This window comes from Allobaculum sp. Allo2 (assembly GCF_022701175.1).
Classification (GTDB): Bacteria; Bacillota_I; Bacilli_A; order Erysipelotrichales; family Erysipelotrichaceae; genus Allobaculum; species Allobaculum fili.
This window is the reverse complement of the sequence record NZ_CP078088.1, coordinates 189,560-208,133: the sequence shown is the minus strand read 5'-3', so window position 1 is coordinate 208,133 and position 18,574 is coordinate 189,560. Positions and strand designations below refer to the sequence as shown.

Below are 18,574 nucleotides of genomic sequence, written 5' to 3'. Positions count from 1 at the left end.
CCAAAGCGGGAGGACTTCGAAAAGGACTTCAAATCGGTGCAAAAAGCCGTCAAGCGGATTGCGAAGATTATCAAATTCGAAAGAAAAAGACGCGAAGAGCGCGCAAACGTATAATGGAGAAAATCTCGGTCCATACACAGACTGCCCCTTCTGTCTGAAATCAGAGGCAAAGACGGAAACCGGCTATGGATCGAAGCGGACTGAAATCGAGTCTGCAAGTGAGGATTGTATGCATAAAGGAAACCGTCTGATCGCCGTTCTGCTTTCCCTGTTCCTTCTTGTGCCCAGCCTGTCGCTGATGGCGAAAGAACCGCTGGTCATCGATGACGCGGATTTGTTTACGGCCGAAGAAGAAGCCGTTCTGGAAGAAAAATGCGAACAAATGAGCAGCGACTACAACACGACTGTCTGGGTTTATACGTCCAGCGTTCCCCAGTATTCGGACAATTACGCCAGAGACATGCTCGAGTCGACCGGCGAATCGGAGTATCCCGCCGGCTATCTGGCGTACGGCATCAATATGTCGGACCGCTCGTACTGGGTAGACGCCTACGGCGATACGGTTCGCAGCATTTTTACCCAGAGCAAGCAGGACCGTCTTTCGGATGCTGCGGCGGACAAGCTGAAAGAGGGCAATTATTTTGAAAGCGCCATGACCGTTCTCGAAAAGGCGGATAAGCGCTTCTATTTAAAGACCACGTCCATGGGCTGGCTGAAAAAGCCGTTTGTGGAATGGAAAACGTCCCTGCTTCTGATCGGTCTGTCCCTGATTCTCTCTCTGGTCATTGCCCTGATCAGGACGGGCGTCAAAGTCGGCAGGCATAAAGACAAAAGCTGGCGCGCAAGGCTGCGGAATACGAAGACGCGCTCAATCTCAAACATAAGGAAGACCGCTTTGTGCGTGCCTACCAGACACGCGTCAAGGTGGAAAGCGACTCCCAGTCACGGCGGAGGATTTTCCGGCGGCGGTTCGGCTGGCCATACCGGAAGCGGAGGTCATTTCTGATGGAATACAAATGCAGCAACTGCGGCGGCGAACTGCAGTTTGATCCGGAATCCGGCAAGCTGAAATGTCCGTTCTGCGGCCGCGTTCAGGAACTGAACGAACAGGAAAACGCCGGCCAGTCTCAAAAGGACTGGTCGATCATGAAGTCCATGAAGATACAAGCGCTAGCCAGTCCGGTATGAAAGCCTTTGTCAGGGCGACCGACGGCAGTACGGAAAGCACGGAAGATCTCGTCGTGTACGAGTGCCCGCACTGCGGCGCGGAAATTGTGACCGATAAAACGACGTCCGCTACCACGTGTCTTTTCTGCAAGACCCCGCTGGTCATTGAAAAGCAGACAAGCGGCAAGTTTGCCCCCAAATACGTAGTTCCTTTTGAAATCGATAAAAAGCGGCTTGGCGAACTGTATGAACAGTACATTGCCAAAAGCCGTTTTATCCCGATGAATACGCTTCGGAAAATGTCATCGATAAAATCCAGGGCATTTATTTGCCATACTGGCTTTACGATCTGCAGATGAACGGCATGATGAGTGCGCGCGGCGAACATACGATTACGACGCGGCGCGGCAAGTACATGGTGACCGATCACATGGTGTATCAGATCGAACGCGGCGGTTCCATGGATTTCTGGAAAATTCCGGTGGTGGCATCGTCCAAGGCAAGCGAGGAAGCGATGAACGCCATCGAACCGTACAACTACGACAAGCTCATGCCGTACAATCCCGGCTATCTGCCCGGCTTTCTGGCGCAGCGTTACGATCAGGATTCCGATACACGCGCTGCCCGATCGGAAGAACGCGCCAGAGAATCGTTTGAGTCTGCGCTCACCAGCACGATGGGCGGCTACGAAGGACTCCACGTCACCGGCAGTCAGATTCGCCGGGCGCTGAAAAGCGCGGACTACGCCATTTTGCCGGCGTATCTGCTTTACATGGACTACAAGCGGGATCAGGGCGAAGATCACGTCATCGCCGTCAACGGACAGACTGGTCAGATCGCCGGCAATATCCCCGTGGACAAGGGAAAGCGAAACCGCTACTTCATACTCTGCTTCCTTTTGTCCTGGCTCATTCTGGCCGTGGTCATGATTGGCGTGTTCATGATGATCGACTGATGTACGAGTAAAGATTTTCAGGCGAAGGCCGGGCTTTACCGCCCCTGGCTTTCGCTTTTTGTGCGCCGCTTTTGCGCACGCAAAGGGAAAAACCGGTGCCCGGCGAAAAATCGGTCAGAAAATTCACCAAAAGTGTGTCCTGAAATCGCTTGACAATCCCCGCAGGATATCAGAGAGGGGAACGTTTCCCTTCGTTGTATAATAGGAAGACTATGAGACAGGACACGCTTTTTGATCCGATTTCCGGCGATGAGGAATATCGCGAGAACCCGGATCCTTCGAAAAAGACGGATTTATGCTTCGTCCGCTTGCCGATCGGATGCGGCCCGATACGCTGGAAGAATACTGCGGACAGACGCACCTGATTCAGCCCGGATCGCTGCTGTGGAACTGCATTGAAAAGGACACGCTGCCTTCGATGATTTTCTGGGGCCCGCCCGGAGTGGGCAAGACGACGCTGGCGAGCATCATCGCCAAAAGACCCAGAGCCGGTTTGTGACTTTTTCAGCCGTACAGACGGGCATTAAGCAGATCCGGGAAATGATGGCGCAGGCCGAAACCGATCGGAAAAACGGCAAGCGCACCGTCGTGTTTATCGATGAGATTCACCGCTTTAACAAAGCGCAGCAGGACGCCTTTCTGCCCTGGGTAGAAAAGGGAAGCATTGTCCTGATCGGCGCGACGACGGAAAACCCGAGCTTTGAAGTCAACAGCGCCCTGTTATCGCGCTGTAAAGTTTTCGTTCTGAAATCCCTGCAGACCGACGACATTGTCCGGCTGCTCCATCAGGCGATTGAATCGCCAAAGGGATACGGCGGAACAGCGATTCACATGACGGACGATCAGATTCACGCCGTTGCGACGTTCGCCCATGGCGACGCCCGACTGGCACTGAACACGCTGGAGATGATTATCACCAACTCGCCGGATGATATTTACGGCGTTCACGTCGATGAAGACATTATCAAGCAGGTCCTTGGCGTACGGACGCTGCTGTACGATAAAAAAGGCGACCGTCACTACGACATGATTTCCGCCCTGCACAAATCGATGCGAAACTCGGATGTGCAGGCGTGCATGTACTGGCTGGCACGCATGTTAGAAGGCGGTGAAGATCCGCTCTACATTGCGCGAAGAGCGGTGCGCATGGCCAGCGAAGACATCGGCATGGCCGACAGCCGGGCACTGGAAATTACGATTGCCGCCTATCAGGCGTGCATGTATCTCGGCATGCCCGAGTGCGCCATTCATCTCGCCCATGCGATGACGTATCTCGCCCTGGCGCCCAAAAGCAATTCTCTGGAAACGGCGTACAACGCCGCCAAGGAAGACGCGCTCAAGACGCTCGAAGAGCCGGTGCCGCTTCACATTTGCAATGCACCGACTTCACTCATGGCGGATCTCGGCTATGGCGACGGGTACGAATATTCGCATGACTATCCTCTGCACATGACCGACATGGTCTGCCTGCCCGACAAGCTCAAGGACCGCGTCTACTACCGGCCTGGCACGCTGGGCAGCGAAGCCAAAGTCGGCCGGCGCATGGAACAGATTGCGCAGATTAAGAAAAGTATTTCCCAGAACAGGAAGAAGGCTGAAAAGAGTGAACATGACCCTGCATCTTGAAACCCTTGACGATACCAAAAGCTTGCCGAAGCGTTTGCCCGGCAGCTTAAAGATAAAACGATGACCATCACCCTCGATGGCGATCTGGGCGCGGGCAAAACCGCGTGGACCCGCTTTTTCGGACAGGCGCTGGGCGTAAAGCGAACGATCAACTCGCCCACCTTTACGATTATGAAATCGTATAAAACCGCCGACGGGACCCCGCTTTACCACATGGATGCCTACCGCCTGGAAGGCGCCCACCAGGACCTCGGCTTTGAAGAATGCTTCACAGACGGTCTTTGCGTCGTCGAGTGGGCAGAATACATTGAAGAACAGATTCCATCGGATCATATTGCGATGTCTCTTGCGGAAACCGGCGAGACGAGCCGCGATGTACAAATCGAGGCGACCGGCGAAGAAAGCCGCAAAATCGTGGATGAAATCATGAAGGAGTATGCCTGATGAAAACCCTTGTTATGGATACGGCCTGGAAAAATCTGGTGATCGCGCTTTTTGAAGACGGAAACCTGGTCGAAGGCCTTTCGAAAGAAGCATTCAAGAAACAGAGCGAAAGCCTGCTGGCAGAACTGGAAGTTCTGCTCAGAAAAGCCGGCTGGAGCCTGAAGGATATTGACGAAGTCATTGTGACCGACGGTCCGGGCTCCTATACTGGCCTGCGGATCGCCATGACGACCGCCAAAATTCTCGGAACGCAGTCCCATGCGAAAGTGCGCACGATTTCAACCCTGCAGCTTTACGCGGGAACCGCCCCAAGGCCAACGTCATCCTCGATGCCCGCGCCAGCCGCGCATATGTAGGCCATCTGGAAAACGGGGTGGAGCTCTTCAAGGAAATTTTGCCTGTTGAAGATCTGCCGGCCTATTTCCAGGATCATCCGGGAGTGCTGTATGGCGAAGGCGAGCTGATCGGACAGACCGCCCAGCCATCGGATTTCCTGGAAAACGCCCGGGCCCTGCTGCCGCTCGCCAAAGACGTGGAAAATGTGGACGCACTGACGCCCTGCTATATGAAAGAAAGCCAGAGGTATCTGGCGTGAGCAAGGTCCGCCCGATGACGCAGGCCGATCTTCCCCGCATCGCCGAGCTCGAACAGCTCTGTTTTGAAGACGCCTGGCCGGAAGAGTCGTTTGCGTTTGAACTGGAGGAAAATCCCTTTTCCCACCCTCTCGTTTTCGAAGAAGAGGGAAAATCATCGGCTACGCCATACTGTGGATCATGTTTGAACAGGCGCAGCTGGCCAATATCGGCATTGATCCCGCCTGCCGCAAAAACGGCTATGGACAGACGCTTCTGCAGGCCTGCATCGATCATGCAAAAGAAGCGGGCTGCGAAACGTTCAGTCTGGAAGTGCGCGAGTCCAACACGCCAGCCAGAATGCTGTACGAAAAGGCTGGCTTTGTCTTTCTGCACCGCTCCAAAGGCTATTACGCCAACGGCGAAGACGCTCTGGTCATGGCTATTGGACTGTAAACCATAAATGCGGACGACCTGAAGAGTCTTTGCGTCTGTATCGATTTTTCGCTTTCTAAAAGGGAAAGAGAAACCCGAACGGAATCTTCAGAGCCAGTCCGGATCCCCTAATGGAAGGAACCAAACGGAATGATTGTATTTGGAATAGAAAGCAGCTGCGACGAAACCGCCGCAGCCGTTGTCAAGGATCAGAAGGACGTGCTTTCGAGCGTCGTTTCTTCACAGATTGACACGCATAAACAGTTTGGCGGCGTTGTTCCGGAAGTCGCCAGCCGCCTGCATGTGGAAAATATTTCCACCGTCATTGATCAGGCGATTACGGATTCCGGACTGACCTGGGACGATATCGATCTGATTTCCGTCACCCAGGGCCCCGGCCTGATCGGCTGCCTTCATGTCGGCGTACAGGCGGCTAAGACCCTGTCGCTGCTGACCGGAAAGCCGCTTGTCGGCGTTAACCATCTGGCCGGCCACATTTATGCCAACAAGCTCGATACCGACCTGAAATTTCCGCTGCTCGCACTTTTGGTGTCCGGCGGAAACTCGGAACTCATTTACATGAAAGACGAGACGAGCTTTGAAATTCTCGGCGAGACGCAGGATGACGCCATCGGCGAAGCGTATGACAAAGTCGCCCGTGTCCTCGACCTCGGCTATCCGGGCGGCCCGAAAATTGACCGCCTCGCTAAACAGGGCCAGCCGATTTACAAGCTGCCCCGTCCAAAAGCGCCTGGCGAATACAACTTCTCCTTTTCCGGTCTGAAATCCGGCGTGCTCCAGTTTGTGAAGCGCATGGAGCGGGAAAACAAGGAATGGAAAGTCGAAGATCTGGCCGCTTCCTTCCAGGAAACCGCGCTCGAAGAAATTTTCACCAAAGTGCGCAAGGCGATCGAAAACCATCCGGATCTGAAGCAGATGATTGTCGGCGGCGGTGTAAGCGCCAACAGCCGGCTGCGCGAAAAAGTCGCTGAACTCGCGAAACAGTATCCGAACATGGAATTCAACGTCCCGCCTATGAGCTGCTGCACGGACAACGCGGCGATGATCGCGATCGCAGGCGAAATCGCCTGGAGTCATGGACGGCGCGCGGATCAGACCCTTTGCGCGGATTCGTCCCTCGATCTCGATTTTTAAGCCATCCGACTAGACTATTTCATCAAACGGGCTTTATCTTTCGGACTTTTGATTCGTCGGGCGAATTGTTCACGGATTGGGCAGCGCATACTGGAAAAGAGCGCATTCGTTTGATCCGCCTGTTTTCGGTCGATATAATCGAGATCAAGCGGTGAGAGACCGCAAAACCGTTTGATTCATCAAAACACCATAAGAATGAGAGGCTGACTAATGGCAGATAAGATTATTGTTCTGGACTTTGGCTCCCAGTACAACCAGCTCATTGCCAGACGGATTCGTGAGTTCGGTGTCTATTCCGAACTGCATCCCAATACAATGACGCTGGATGAAATTTTAGCCCTCGGCGATGTAAAAGGCATTGTTTTTCCGGAGGCCCCAACTCCGTCTATGCCAAAGACGCGCCGCAGTGCGACCCCGCAATTTACACATCCGGCATTCCTCTTCTCGGCATCTGCTACGGCATGCAGAGAATCATGGAAGACCTCGGGGACAGGTTCTGGCATCCGACCGCAAGGAATACGGACGCACAGAAATTACGGTAACCCGCGAAAACCTTCTTTTGACGGACTTCCAACCGAACAGACCGTCTGGATGTCCCACGGCGACCAGGTATCCCGTCTGGCTCCCGGCTTTGAGCAGATCGCAAAAAGCGAAACCTGCCCGTTTGCGGCGGCGGAAAATACAGAAAAGAAAATTTATGCGCTCCAGTTCCACCCCGAAGTACGCCATTCCGTGTATGGAAATGACATCCTGCGCAATTTCGTCTTCAAAATCTGCCAGGCCGAGGCAAACTGGTCCATGCACGATTTCATTGAAGTACAGAAAAAGAAAATTAAGGATCTTGTCGGCGATGACAAAGTTCTTCTTGGTCTTTCCGGCGGCGTAGACTCTTCCGTTGTCGCCGCTCTGCTTCACGAAGCGATCGGCGATCAGCTGATCGCGATGTTCATCGACCACGGTCTGCTGCGCAAAGGCGAAGCGGAATCCGTAATGGAAACGTTTGGCCGCAACATGAACATCAATCTGGTCAAGATCGACGCCAAGGACCGTTTCATGAAACGTCTGGCCGGTGTCAGCGATCCGGAACAGAAACGTAAAATTATCGGCAGCGAATTCATTTACACCTTTGATGAAGAAGCCGGCAAGATCGCGCAGGGCGAAAACATCAAATGGCTCGCACAGGGTACCCTGTATACCGACGTCATTGAATCTGGAACCCATTCCGCGCAGACGATCAAGTCCCACCACAACGTCGGCGCTCTGCCAAAAGACATGGAATTCAAGCTTATTGAACCGCTGAACACGCTGTTCAAGGACGAAGTCCGTGCGCTTGGCGAAGAACTCGGTCTGCCGCACGAAATGGTATGGAGACAGCCGTTCCCAGGACCAGGTCTTGGCATTCGCATCATCGGCGATATCACCGATGAAAAACTGGAAATCGTTCGCGAATCCGACGCCATTCTGCGTGAGGAAATTGCCAAAGCCGGTCTCGAGCAGGACATCTGGCAGTACTTCACCGCGCTGACCAACATGCGTTCGGTCGGCGTTATGGGCGACCAGCGTACATACGACTACGCGGTAGCGATCCGTGCGGTTACATCCATCGACGGCATGACCGCTGACTGGGCGAAAATCCCATGGGATGTGCTCGGCCGCGTATCCGATCGCATCATTAATGAAGTTCCGCACGTAAACCGCGTACTGTACGACATTACCTCCAAGCCGCCTGGAACGATCGAATTCGAATAAGACCAAAGCGGGAAAATGCTCGTTTTTTCTGAAATCCGGGAAAACGGGAAATTTAAAGAATGCTCTGAAGGAGTCAAAGCGGATGTGAATGCATCTTCTTTGACTCCTTTTTCGGCTTTTGCAGCACAACAGGTTTGCGGCGTTGAACGAGCGGTACATTTTACAAAGAAAAGGAACGGAGAAAACGGACAGCAGGAAACAATACGGAAGCTCAAAACGGAGATTATGGAAATGGACGGAATGTATTTTTAAAAACGAACCGGCTCGAATTTTCAAAATGGACGCCGTCGGATCTGGCTCTGGCGCGCCGGCTGTGGGGCAATGAACAGGTTACTCGCTGGATTTGCGCAGGCGGCCGCTTTGACGAAGACGAAATCGCCGCCCGGCTGGCTCAGGAAATCGAAAACGATAAAGAATATGGCGTGCAGTACTGGCCGCTTTTTGAGTGTGCTTCCGGCGAGTTTGTCGGATGCTATGGACTGCGGCCGCATGGAACAAAAGCCGGAGAGTATGAGCTGGGCTTTCATCTGCTTCCCGCGTTTTGGGGACGCGGCTATGCCGTGGAAGCTGCGCCGGCCGTGATTGCGTATGCGTTTTTGACGCTGAATGCCGATTCTCTGTTTGCGGGCCATCGCCCGGAAAATAAAAATCCGCGCGCTCTTACAAAGCTTGGCTTTACGTATGTCGGCGATGAATTTTATGCGCCGACCGGTCTGTATCATCCGTCCTATGCATGCCAGAGGGCGGATCGAATCTGAGGAAATACAATCAAAGCTGAAAAACGGCCCGCTCTGACTTTGGCCCGGACCGATACAGAACAAGGAGAAACCCAACATGTTTGAATTTACAGAACTGGATCTGCGCCAGCCCAATCCCGCTCGAAAGGCGGAAGGGGAACGTACCGACCGGCTGATTTTTGAAATGGGACAAGTCATGCCCGAAAGCGCGGAGTATAAAGCGCTGCTGCACGAACTGCTGCCGGATTTAGGAGAAGGTACGCGCGTTCGTCCGCCGTTTTACTGCAATCTCGCATCCAATATTCATATCGGAAAGCACTGTTCCATCATGCCCTTCTGCAAGTGCATGAGTGCGGGCCAGATCACGATTGAAGACGATGTGCGCATTGCGCTCAACTGCGCGCTGATCACAAACAATCATGATTTTTATGAACGCGATATTTTGACCGTCGCGGATATCCGCATCAAAAAAGGCGCCTGGATCGGCGCCAATGCGACGATTCTTCCCGGCGTTACCGTCGGAAAATACGCCGTCGTCGGTGCCAATTCGCTGGTCAACCGGGATGTGCCCGATTACGCCGTTGTTGTCGGCAGTCCGGCCAGAGTCATCCGCATGCTGGATGCGGACAAGTTCAAAGACTGAAGAAACGAAAAGGTCAGACAGAATATCCGCTAGCCGTATGGTCCAATCGAACAGGCCAGATCGATCGCCCAAAGCCGGTCTTTTCATGACCCAATGCAGAAGCAGGAGCGCCGTTTCCAGAACAGGAAACGCGCTCTTTTTGATGGGCAGATCTGGCCAGGCGGCCAGGCGATGAAAAATGAAAATGTCTTCTAAGGATAGTTTCTCGACCAGATTCTTATAATTTTATGCAGGTCAAAGGTATACTTTCTCAAACCGATCCCCAAAGCGGCTCCATAACAGGCCGGCGAGATCGGCGCTTTGAAAACGAAATACAAAATCCTGTCCCCGGAAAGAATGTCCACGAAAAACGGATCGGCCTGAAGCGGTCGAGACGATTCGAAACACGCTGAACCAGTCTCTTTGTCCGGGGATAAAGAAGGAATCCATTTATGAATCTTGAATTTATGCAGAAAACGATACGTAAAGCCAGAGGACTCGAAGACAGCGATCTGGTTCTGAAAAACGCGAACATCGTCAATGTCTTTACCCACACGATCGTATCCAAAGATATTGCGATCAACGACGGAAAAATTACGGGTATCGGATCGTATACCGGCAAGGAAGAGCACGATCTGAACGGCGCGTATGTTTTGCCGGGTCTGATCGATGCCCATATTCATATTGAAAGCACGCTGGCTTCGCCCCTTCGCGTCTCTTTGCCGCTTTTGAAGCGGGGAACGACGGTGCTGATGGCGGACCCGCATGAAATCGTCAATGCCGGCGGAAAAGCCGGGCTGGACTACATGCTCGAAGAAGCCGCGCTCTCTCCGCTCGATATTTATGTGATGATGCCCTCTTCCGTTCCCTCCACCGGTTTTGAAACGAACGGCGCCGGCGATTTTATGGCCCGGGATATGGAACCGTATGTGAAAAATCATCAGGTGTTTGGCCTGGGCGAAGTGATGCGTTTTCACGATGTGCTGAACGGAGATAAGTGCATGCTGGAAATTCTGGAAACGTTTGAAGGCCGGCCCATCGACGGGCATGCGCCCGGCGTTCATGGCCGTGATCTGATGGCGTATCGGCTGGCGGGCATTACGAGTGATCACGAAGCGGTCAATGCCGACGAGGCGATCGAAAAGCTGGAAGCCGGTCTGCATCTGTTTTTGCGGGAAGGATCGGGCGCGCAAAATCTCGAAGCCATCCTGCAGGGCCTGATCGAAAAAGGCGTATCGCTGGAAAACTGCTCGTTCTGTACCGATGACAAGCATCTCGAAGAAATCGAAACGCGCGGTCATATCGACTGGTGCCTGAAAAAGGCCGTGGATGTCGGGGCCGACCCGATCGAAGCCGTCTGCATGGCGACCATTCAGAGCGCCCGCCATTTTGGATTGAAAGAACATGGAGCCGTGGCTCCCGGCTATCTGGCGGATCTGGTCATCGTCAAGGATCTGAAAGACTTTGAAATTATCGATGTATACAAAACGGAAAGCCGTACGCGCAGATCGAAGAGGAATTCACCAAAGCCATGTCGTCTTCAGAAAACGCGAAAACCGAAGCAGAGCGGCGGAAACGCTTTGCGCCGCTGTATCACAGCGTGCATCTGCCGACGTTCCAGGCGGACGATCTGCCGGTATTCTCGGGCGATCTGCACCGGATTGAACTCATTCCAGGCGAACTGCTCACGCGCGATGGAACGATGTACGTCGAAGATGGAGAAGATCCGCTGGCCATGCTGGGCATCAGTCAGCTCGTTCTTTGCGAACGCTATGGAAAAACCGGTGCTGTTCAAAGCTGTCTGGTCAAAGGGTTCGGTCTGAAAGGCGGGGCCATCGCTTCCTCGTTTGCGCATGACGCGCACAATGTCATCGCGATCGGGGATAACCGCGAAGATCTGGCCTGCGCGATTAACGCCCTGACCGAGATGAACGGCGGCTATGCGCTGGCTTCTCATGGACGCGTTCAGGCGGCTCTGCCGCTGGAAGTCGGCGGCCTGATGAGCGAAGCCGCACCCGAAGAAATTGTCGAGAAGCAGAATCGTCTGATTGCGCTCGCACAGTCCATGGGCATTGAAAAAGGCGTAGACCCGTTTACCAGTCTGGCCTTCCTGGCTCTGCCGGTAATTCCGGAACTTCGTCTGACGGACAAAGGGCTGTTTGACACTGTAAAGCAGACGTTTGTGTCCAGCGGAGCCACATACGAGTAGGGCGGCTTTTCCGACCGGTTTTTACCTTTCTCTCCTGACTGAATCCGGTTTTGAACGGCAGCGGGCGTCGCGTGGAGGAAGCGCGCCCTCGTTTTTGAAAAATAGCTAACTAGATTGTTGAAGCAAAGCGACAGCGGAAGGAGAAAAATCAATTTCCGGTTAAAAGCGAACACATTTAAATCATTCCTTTCGGTTTTCCCAAATCCAACCGTTATTTGAATTGCGATTCGTATAATGGTGGAAAAGAAGAAAGGAACTCTTTATGAACAAGATTGTAAAGGGTCCGTAGTCGCACTGGCTGCTGTTTCCATGGCGGCCTGCTCCAGCGCACCAGCTGGCGGCACAGACCAGAGCAACACATCGGGATCTTCCACTGGTTCCCAGGTTCTTAACCTGATCAAGGAAAACGATGTCATTACCATGGATTCCTCCCTGGCAACCGACGGTACGTCCTTTGAAGCCATCAACATGGTTATCGAAGGTCTGGAAACCACTGATCCTGAACACAACATCGTCCCGGCTCTTGCCGAAAGCTACGACGTATCGGACGATGAACTGACGTATACCTTCCATCTGCGTGATGCCGAATGGTCCAACGGCGATCCCGTTACCGCGGCGGATTTCGAATACGCATGGAAAGATACCATTACCGACCCGACAGCGGACTATGCGTACCTCTTCACAACGGATGGCGCCTGCATCAAAGGTGCAGATGAAGCCATGGGCGACCCGGAAAAGAAAGATGAAATCGCAGTTACCGCAAAAGACGACAAGACACTCGAAGTTACGCTCAGCCGTAAAACTCCGTATTTTGTATCGCTGACCACATTCCCTCCGTTCTACCCCATCAACCAGAAATTCGCAGAAGAACAGGGCGACCAGTACGGTCTGTCTCCGGAAAATCTGCTGTTCTGCGGTCCGTTCGAACTCGAAAACTGGACCAAGGGCAACTCCCTCAAATTCGTCAAGAACCAGAAATACTGGGGCGCTGACGATGTCGCCCTCGATGAAATCAACATTTCCGTTGTTCCAGATCCATCGACCGCCGCACTGACTTACGAAAACGGATCGGCAGACTATGCCCGTCTGAACTCTTCGCTCGTTGATAAATACAAAGACGACGAAGCCTTCACTTCTGTACTGGGAAGCTTCCTCTGGTACCTCCAGTACAACTTTGAAAACGAAGATCTCGCCAACGAAAACCTGCGCAAGGCGCTGACTCTCGTTGTCGACAAAACCAACCTGACCGATGAAATCCTCAAAGACGGATCCATCCCAGCTGAAGGTTTTGTAACCAAAGCACTGGCCAACGGACCAGACGGCAAGGACTATCGTGAAACCGCTGAAGCCTACTTCGCCGGCGATTACGAAGACAACCTTGCAGAAGCGCAGAAACTGTTTGATCAGGCGAAAAAGGAACTCGGCAAGGACACCATCAGCCTGCGTTTCCTGTTTGAGCCAAGCGATCCTGCTAAACCAGCCGCTGAATTCATCCAGTCCGAATTCGCAAAACTCGATGGTCTGAACATCGAAATGATTCAGCAGGAAAAGAACGCCCGTCTGAAAACCCAGCAGAACGGCGACTTTGACATCGTTCTCACCCGCTGGGGCCCGGACTACGCAGACCCGACTACATATCTGAACGTTCTGCTCCCAGGCGGATCCTTCAACTTTGGTAAATACCCGAACACCGCTTATTCCGATAAGCTCGATGAAGCCGCAAGCGCTGCATCGGCTGAAGAGCGCTGGGAACTGCTGAAAGAAGCAGAAAAGATCGCCATGGACGACGTGGCTGTAGGCCCTGTATTCCAGACCGGTGCATCCGATCTGCTGAACCCGAAAGTGAAAAACCTCGTCGACAACCCAGTTGGCGTACCGTTCGTTTACAAGTACGTAACGATCGAAGAGTAATTTTTCGCCCAGTTCACGATAAAAACTCATACTGAAAAAAGCCGGATACCCATTCCGGCTTTTCTATATATAAAATTCGAAAAGAACGATCGAAATACGACAGAAACCTTCAGGAAAGAGAGACAGTCTCTTCTTTTGAAAATGGGAGAAGCCAAATGAAAACTTTACTGTTCAATGCGCACATTTACGCGCATCCAGATGATACGGCGCTGCTGATCAATGATGCGCGAATCGAGAAAACGGGAACCCTGGAGACCCTTCAAAACGAGTCGGATGAGTGTGTGGATGCAAAAGGCGCCTGGATTTATCCGGGATTTCATGATTCGCACCTTCATCTGATCATGACCGGACAGGCACTCAGCTGCGCGCCGCTCCAGAACGCGAGAAGCATGAAGGACATTCAGACGCTCGTTCAGGAACAGATCGACAAAAGCGAGCGGATCGTCCATGGCATGGGCTGGAATCAGGAAGATCTGAACGAAAAACGGATGCCGACCCGAACGGATCTCGACGCCGTCAGCGCCGACATACCGATTGTCATCGAACGCTCCTGTACGCACATTCTTACGGCCAACAGCGCGGCGATGCAAAAAGCCGGCTGCTGGAAAGAAGACGGCATTTTCAGCGAGGACGATTGCCTCCCTTTATGAAGCTGCTCGAAGAAAACGAAGAAGAACAGCTCAACGCAGCCGTCGATCACTGCCTGGAAAAGGGGCTGACCGCGGTGCAGCCGGCGGATTTGAAAAGCGGAAACTGGAGACGCCGCCTGCCGCTCTATAAAAAGCGTCTGAAAAATCCGGATTCATCATCAGGTCAACATCAACGATCCAAAAGAAATGCGCGAATTCATGGGCGCGTTTGAAGCGTATCGCACTCCGACGCATACGTACGGTCCGTTCAAGGGCTTCGCGGATGGAGCGCTGGGCGGACGAACGGCCTGGATGCAGGAAGACTATGCGGACGATCCGGGCAATCGCGGCATCCGTACGATGGATGAAGCCGCGATGGACGCCTTCGTCCGTTCGTGCAAGGAACTGGACCGGCCGGTTGTCTTTCATGCGATCGGCGATCAGGCCATTCGCCAGATTCTCGATGTCTTTGCGCGCTATCAGGATGCCGAAAATACGCTTCGCTGGGGCATTTTGCACGTGCAGATTACTGATGCCGATCTGGTACAGCGGCTGATCGACCAGCACATCTGCGTTTACGCGCAGCCGGTATTCTGGAAAGCGGATCAGGCGGTCGTTGAATCGCGGGTCGGAAAAGAAAAGGCTGCGACCAGCTACGCGTTTGGAACGCTCAAGCGCGGTACGCACCTGTCCATGGGGACCGACTGCCCGATTGAAGACTGCGATGTGTTTGAAAATGCCTATTGGGCCCTGCATATGCCCGATGCGCTGACGATGGACGAAATTCGATCGGCCGTAACCGAAGAAAGCGCCTATATGTCCCATCAGGAAAACGAGCTGGGAAAAATCGAACCGGGTTTTCTGGCCGATCTGACGTTCCTGGATCAGGAATGGACCGAGACAAGCCGTCCAGAGGTACTGGGCACGATGGTCAACGGAAAGCTGAACACAAAGTTTTAGCCGGTCTTTGTACATTCGCCCTGCGCGCCCGTTCTCGGTTTCCGATGCTTTGCATCCTGTTCTCTGCCAGCAGCTTTCGGTTCTCGTTTTACACATACAGAGTTCAGACGACGTCAAAAGACAGAGTCGAAAGGCCGAACGGAACACAGATCGAAAACGCTTTTTTCAGGGAGTTTTTGAGCGGGATGGGGCGAAATTTGAGAAATTCCCGCCGGGCCGACGCCGGCGGGAGGCAAACTCTCTATAATGAGTTTTCAAAGTGGAGGATATGTCTATGAAATATGGAGCACGCCGCGTAAAAGAGATCAGCGCTCCGTCGTTTTCGGATCTGTTTGCGGCTAAGGAAGCCTATACGGCAAGAACGGGAAATTCCGTCATAGATTTTTCGATCGGATCTTCCAATATTCCGCCCTGCGACGCGGTAAAGCAGGCCATCGCGAACGCGTGCCTGGACGATGACAATTATCAGTATTCGCTCTCGCCCCGTGCCGATCTGCTTGAAGCCGTGCAGGAATGGTATGCCAGCCGCTATGGCGTTTCGCTGGAAGCGGAAGAAATTTTCCCGCTGAAAGGCAGCCAGGAAGCGCTTAGTCATATCCCGATGGCGTTATGCGATCCGGGCGATCTGGTTTTGCTTCCGGATCCCTGCTACCCGATTTACCGTACCGCGCCTTCTCTTGCCGGTGCGGACGTGTACTACATGCCGATGAAACGGGAAAACGATTATCTGATCGATTTTGACGCGATCCCGCAGGATGTCGCAAAGCGGGCGCGCATGATGGTCGTTTCCTATCCAAACAATCCGACCGGTGCCGTCGCCAACGACGCCTTTTATGAGAAGCTGGTCGATTTTGCCACCCGCAACGACATCATCGTGGTCCACGACAACGCCTACAGCGAACTGATTTTTGACGGCGAACCGGGCAAAAGCTTTCTGGCGTATCCCGGAGCCATGGAAATCGGCATTGAACTGAATTCCTTTTCCAAAGCCTATTCGATGGGCGGCGCGCGCATGGCGGTCATGGTCGGCAATAAGGATCTGATCGAACCGTACGCCAAGCTGCTTAACACCATCGATTTTCAGAGCTTTGCGCCGATTCATCAGGGCGCCATTGCGGCTCTGAAACAGTCCGGGGATTTCTCGCGGCAAGTCTGCGCGGAATACAAGCGCCGGGCCGAACTGCTCATCGACGAATTTGGCAAAGCGGGCTGGGCCATCGATCCCGTGAAATCGACGATGTTTGTCTGGGCACCCATTCCGGATCGCTATGTGGATTCTTCCGAATTCCTGAACGTTCTTCTGGAACAGACGGGCGTTCTGGTCAATGCGGGAACCAGCTTTGGCAAGGAAGGGGAGCGCTTCGTGCGTTTCGCCCTCGTTCGTTCGGATGAGGAAGTAAAGGAAGCTGCATGGCGGATTGCCGAGTCGGGCCTTTTCCGTTAAGACACGCGGAGAGGGAATGAATAAACAGAAAGAACGTCTTTAAGCACCTGGAAATCCAGGTGCTTTTTGCGGTGCGCAACCTGCAGGACAGAGACAGTCGGTCGGAATGCGGGAGTTGAAGAGAATTTTTATGCATGCTATAAATATAGCCACGCGCAAAAAAGATTAAAAATCCGAAAGATAAGGCTCGATCGGGCATTCTGCTTCGATGCATCGAGCCGGAAAGAAGGAGGGGACAGAGGATGAAAATGACAATTGCGGATCACTTTACCTTGCCGAAGATTTTACGGTTTGCTTTACCGAGCATGGTGATGATGGTGTTTACTTCGCTGTATACCATTGTGGATGGTCTGGCGGTTTCCAACCTGGTCGGCGATCAGGCCTTTTCCTCCCTCAACCTGATCTGGCCGGCGGTCGGGATGCTTGGTGCGTTTGGCTTCATGATCGGCAGCGGCGGCAACGCGCTCATCTCCAAGACGCTTGGCGAGGGCAAGCAGCAGCTGGCGTGTGAATACTTTTCGATGCTGATCGTATTTGAAGTGCTGGTCGGCATTGTGGTTGCGGCCGTTACCCTGGTCTTTCTGGAACCGATCAGCCGCCTTCTGGGTGCGACCGATGAGCTGATGGCCGACTGTATTTTGTATGGGGCTCCGCTTATTGCCGTTCAGGCGTTCTTCTTTCTCCATACGTCGTTTCAGTCTTTCCTCGTAACGGCGGGCAAGCAGAAACTGGGACTGGCGATTACGCTGTTTGGCGGCATTTCCAACATGGTTCTGGATTTTGCCCTGATCGGCTGGGGACACATGGGCATTTTCGGCGCCGCGGCGGCTACGGCGATCAACTGGATTACCAGTTCCATCATTCCGCTGATCTGGTTTTTCCGGCATAAGGAAGCGCCGATTCATTTCGTCCGCTTTTCCTGGCGCTTGAAGGCGCTTGGGCAGTCGTGCTTTAACGGCATGAGCGAAATGGTCACCAACCTTTCGGCTTCCTTTGTACTCATGCTGTATAACGGGCAGCTGATGCGGCTGATCGGATCGGACGGCGTCAACGCGTATGGCGTCATTCAGTACATCACGTTTCTTTGTACTGCCGTCTTCTTCGGCTGCACGATGTCCGTTGGTCCCTGCATCGGTTATCAGTACGGGGCGCAAAATCATAAGGAACTCAAAAACCTGCTGGGCATTTCCATGAAAATCACGATCGTCGGCAGTCTGCTCGTTTTTGCAGGCGCAGAAGTGTTCGCCCGCCAGCTGAGCATGGTTTTCGTTTCCTATTCGCCGACGCTGATGAATCTGACGATTCACGCGATTCGCATTTACGCGTTCAGCTTCCTGTTTACGGGTTTCAACATTTTGATGTCGGGCTTCTTCACGTCTCTCAATAACGGAGTCGTTTCTGCGATTCTTTCGCTGACGCGTACGTTCTTCTTTCAGACGGCCTGCATTCTCGGACTTCCGTTTCTCTTCAAGCTTGAGGGTGTATGGCTGGCATCGCCGGTTGCGGAAGGCCTGTCCGCCATTGTCGCCTTCTGGTATTTGTGGAAGATGAATCCGCGCTACGGCTACTGGGATCGTCCGCACGGCAAGGCTTTGGAATAAGGACATAGCTCAGATCGTTTGGCCGGAATTCCTGTTCTCCATAGATTTCCTATTCTGCTTTATTTCTCTTTCCAGAAATTCAGGCGGCTCGCCTCTGTTTTCGAACAGAAACGAGCCGCCTTTTTCCATGCGCCTCTGGGATTGTTTACCATATTTTACCTGCTGATTTACTGGATTTTTAGTCGATGCCAAAAGAGATGTCGGGATCGCCGCGCGTAAAGAGAAGGGATAGATTTGTCCTTTTGTGCGATACATAAAGGTTATGATCGATTTTTATCCTGTGCATTTTTGCTTTTTGCCCAATTTACAGAAAAACACACGCGTTTTCGAATTCGACGAAAAATGTGACTTGATCCGA

The 18,574-nt window shown here is 53.0% G+C and carries 19 protein-coding genes and 3 pseudogenes; all 22 read left to right on the top strand.

All coding sequences use genetic code 11. The features are described from left to right. Nucleotides 1-229: 229 nt before the first annotated feature. The 22 genes and pseudogenes from KWG61_RS01290 to KWG61_RS01180 all read left to right on the top strand — a co-directional run bounded on the left by KWG61_RS01290 (nt 230) and on the right by KWG61_RS01180 (nt 18,216). Entirely contained in the window at nt 230-1,006 is a 777-nt protein-coding gene (locus KWG61_RS01290) for a TPM domain-containing protein (protein ID WP_242744713.1), read from the top strand. Then, nucleotides 1,006-1,188 carry a Trm112 family protein gene (locus KWG61_RS01285; protein WP_242744712.1) on the top strand — a complete coding sequence of 61 codons (183 nt, stop codon included), beginning with the start codon at nt 1,006-1,008 and terminating at the stop codon, nt 1,186-1,188. The genes KWG61_RS01290 and KWG61_RS01285 overlap by 1 nt, the downstream gene beginning before the upstream one ends. Further along, nucleotides 1,185-1,526: a hypothetical protein gene (locus tag KWG61_RS01280; RefSeq protein ID WP_242744711.1), complete on the top strand. Its 342-nt coding sequence runs from the start codon at nt 1,185-1,187 to the stop codon at nt 1,524-1,526. Before KWG61_RS01285 ends, KWG61_RS01280 begins: the two co-directional genes overlap by 4 nt. Next, a complete protein-coding gene (locus KWG61_RS01275) occupies nt 1,496-2,122 on the top strand; it encodes a hypothetical protein (RefSeq protein ID WP_242744710.1) in 627 nt (208 codons plus the stop codon). Before KWG61_RS01280 ends, KWG61_RS01275 begins: the two co-directional genes overlap by 31 nt. Nucleotides 2,123-2,417: 295 nt before the next feature. Next, nucleotides 2,418-3,748 (top strand): annotated as a pseudogene (locus tag KWG61_RS15705) (replication-associated recombination protein A). A 60-nt stretch (nt 3,749-3,808) separates the two neighbouring features. Further along, entirely contained in the window at nt 3,809-4,192 is a 384-nt protein-coding gene (gene tsaE / locus KWG61_RS01260) for a tRNA (adenosine(37)-N6)-threonylcarbamoyltransferase complex ATPase subunit type 1 TsaE (protein ID WP_242744709.1), read from the top strand. Continuing rightward, nucleotides 4,192-4,548, top strand: a complete 357-nt coding sequence (gene tsaB, locus KWG61_RS01255; protein ID WP_242744708.1) for a tRNA (adenosine(37)-N6)-threonylcarbamoyltransferase complex dimerization subunit type 1 TsaB — start codon at nt 4,192-4,194, stop codon at nt 4,546-4,548. The genes tsaE and tsaB overlap by 1 nt, the downstream gene beginning before the upstream one ends. Nucleotides 4,549-4,565: 17 nt before the next feature. After that, nucleotides 4,566-4,787: a hypothetical protein gene (locus KWG61_RS01250; RefSeq protein WP_242744707.1), complete on the top strand. Its 222-nt coding sequence runs from the start codon at nt 4,566-4,568 to the stop codon at nt 4,785-4,787. A gap of 178 nt (nt 4,788-4,965) precedes the next feature. Beyond that, on the top strand, nt 4,966-5,220 hold the full coding sequence (locus KWG61_RS01245; RefSeq protein WP_242744706.1) for an N-acetyltransferase: 255 nt from the start codon (nt 4,966-4,968) through the stop codon (nt 5,218-5,220). Nucleotides 5,221-5,349: 129 nt separating this feature from the next. Further along, nucleotides 5,350-6,354, top strand: coding sequence for a tRNA (adenosine(37)-N6)-threonylcarbamoyltransferase complex transferase subunit TsaD (gene tsaD / locus KWG61_RS01240; RefSeq protein WP_230266888.1), 1,005 nt, complete (start codon nt 5,350-5,352; stop codon nt 6,352-6,354). A 210-nt stretch (nt 6,355-6,564) separates the two neighbouring features. Next, nucleotides 6,565-8,103 (top strand): annotated as a pseudogene (guaA, locus tag KWG61_RS01235) (glutamine-hydrolyzing GMP synthase). A gap of 84 nt (nt 8,104-8,187) precedes the next feature. Next, a complete protein-coding gene (locus KWG61_RS01230) occupies nt 8,188-8,355 on the top strand; it encodes a hypothetical protein (RefSeq protein WP_242744704.1) in 168 nt (55 codons plus the stop codon). Nucleotides 8,356-8,375: 20 nt separating this feature from the next. Next, nucleotides 8,376-8,861 (top strand): annotated as a pseudogene (locus tag KWG61_RS01225) (GNAT family N-acetyltransferase); the annotation flags it as partial. Between the two features lie 76 nt (nt 8,862-8,937). Next, nucleotides 8,938-9,483, top strand: a complete 546-nt coding sequence (locus tag KWG61_RS16655; RefSeq protein WP_288339703.1) for an acyltransferase — start codon at nt 8,938-8,940, stop codon at nt 9,481-9,483. 431 nt (nt 9,484-9,914) lie between these two features. Further along, the gene (locus KWG61_RS01215) at nt 9,915-11,285 is read left to right on the top strand and encodes an amidohydrolase family protein (RefSeq protein WP_242744703.1); all 1,371 of its coding nucleotides are present in this window, start codon (nt 9,915-9,917) and stop codon (nt 11,283-11,285) included. Next, nucleotides 11,198-11,671: an adenine deaminase C-terminal domain-containing protein gene (locus KWG61_RS01210; protein ID WP_242744702.1), complete on the top strand. Its 474-nt coding sequence runs from the start codon at nt 11,198-11,200 to the stop codon at nt 11,669-11,671. Before KWG61_RS01215 ends, KWG61_RS01210 begins: the two co-directional genes overlap by 88 nt. A gap of 309 nt (nt 11,672-11,980) precedes the next feature. Then, nucleotides 11,981-13,582, top strand: coding sequence for a peptide ABC transporter substrate-binding protein (locus KWG61_RS01205; RefSeq protein ID WP_242744701.1), 1,602 nt, complete (start codon nt 11,981-11,983; stop codon nt 13,580-13,582). Nucleotides 13,583-13,737: 155 nt separating this feature from the next. Continuing rightward, entirely contained in the window at nt 13,738-14,232 is a 495-nt protein-coding gene (locus tag KWG61_RS01200) for an amidohydrolase family protein (RefSeq protein WP_242744700.1), read from the top strand. Then, nucleotides 14,229-14,444, top strand: a complete 216-nt coding sequence (locus tag KWG61_RS01195; protein ID WP_242744699.1) for a hypothetical protein — start codon at nt 14,229-14,231, stop codon at nt 14,442-14,444. The genes KWG61_RS01200 and KWG61_RS01195 overlap by 4 nt, the downstream gene beginning before the upstream one ends. Then, complete coding sequence (locus KWG61_RS01190) at nt 14,419-15,171, top strand: amidohydrolase family protein (protein ID WP_242744698.1); 753 nt, start codon at nt 14,419-14,421, stop codon at nt 15,169-15,171. Before KWG61_RS01195 ends, KWG61_RS01190 begins: the two co-directional genes overlap by 26 nt. A gap of 274 nt (nt 15,172-15,445) precedes the next feature. Continuing rightward, the gene (locus tag KWG61_RS01185) at nt 15,446-16,615 is read left to right on the top strand and encodes an aminotransferase class I/II-fold pyridoxal phosphate-dependent enzyme (RefSeq protein ID WP_230266882.1); all 1,170 of its coding nucleotides are present in this window, start codon (nt 15,446-15,448) and stop codon (nt 16,613-16,615) included. Nucleotides 16,616-16,857: 242 nt separating this feature from the next. Beyond that, a complete protein-coding gene (locus KWG61_RS01180; RefSeq protein ID WP_230266881.1) occupies nt 16,858-18,216 on the top strand; it encodes an MATE family efflux transporter in 1,359 nt (452 codons plus the stop codon). Nucleotides 18,217-18,574 lie beyond the last annotated feature (358 nt).

Coding starts and splice junctions, on each gene's coding strand:
- KWG61_RS01290 (WP_242744713.1), top strand. CDS start 230: ATGCATAAAGGAAACCGTCTGATCGCCGTTCTGCTTTCCCTGTTCCTT.
- KWG61_RS01285 (WP_242744712.1), top strand. CDS start 1,006: ATGGAATACAAATGCAGCAACTGCGGCGGCGAACTGCAGTTTGATCCG.
- KWG61_RS01280 (WP_242744711.1), top strand. CDS start 1,185: ATGAAAGCCTTTGTCAGGGCGACCGACGGCAGTACGGAAAGCACGGAA.
- tsaE (WP_242744709.1), top strand. CDS start 3,809: ATGACCATCACCCTCGATGGCGATCTGGGCGCGGGCAAAACCGCGTGG.
- tsaB (WP_242744708.1), top strand. CDS start 4,192: ATGAAAACCCTTGTTATGGATACGGCCTGGAAAAATCTGGTGATCGCG.
- KWG61_RS01245 (WP_242744706.1), top strand. CDS start 4,966: ATGTTTGAACAGGCGCAGCTGGCCAATATCGGCATTGATCCCGCCTGC.
- tsaD (WP_230266888.1), top strand. CDS start 5,350: ATGATTGTATTTGGAATAGAAAGCAGCTGCGACGAAACCGCCGCAGCC.
- KWG61_RS16655 (WP_288339703.1), top strand. CDS start 8,938: ATGTTTGAATTTACAGAACTGGATCTGCGCCAGCCCAATCCCGCTCGA.
- KWG61_RS01215 (WP_242744703.1), top strand. CDS start 9,915: ATGAATCTTGAATTTATGCAGAAAACGATACGTAAAGCCAGAGGACTC.
- KWG61_RS01210 (WP_242744702.1), top strand. CDS start 11,198: ATGCTGGGCATCAGTCAGCTCGTTCTTTGCGAACGCTATGGAAAAACC.
- KWG61_RS01205 (WP_242744701.1), top strand. CDS start 11,981: ATGGCGGCCTGCTCCAGCGCACCAGCTGGCGGCACAGACCAGAGCAAC.
- KWG61_RS01200 (WP_242744700.1), top strand. CDS start 13,738: ATGAAAACTTTACTGTTCAATGCGCACATTTACGCGCATCCAGATGAT.
- KWG61_RS01195 (WP_242744699.1), top strand. CDS start 14,229: ATGAAGCTGCTCGAAGAAAACGAAGAAGAACAGCTCAACGCAGCCGTC.
- KWG61_RS01190 (WP_242744698.1), top strand. CDS start 14,419: ATGCGCGAATTCATGGGCGCGTTTGAAGCGTATCGCACTCCGACGCAT.
- KWG61_RS01185 (WP_230266882.1), top strand. CDS start 15,446: ATGAAATATGGAGCACGCCGCGTAAAAGAGATCAGCGCTCCGTCGTTT.
- KWG61_RS01180 (WP_230266881.1), top strand. CDS start 16,858: ATGAAAATGACAATTGCGGATCACTTTACCTTGCCGAAGATTTTACGG.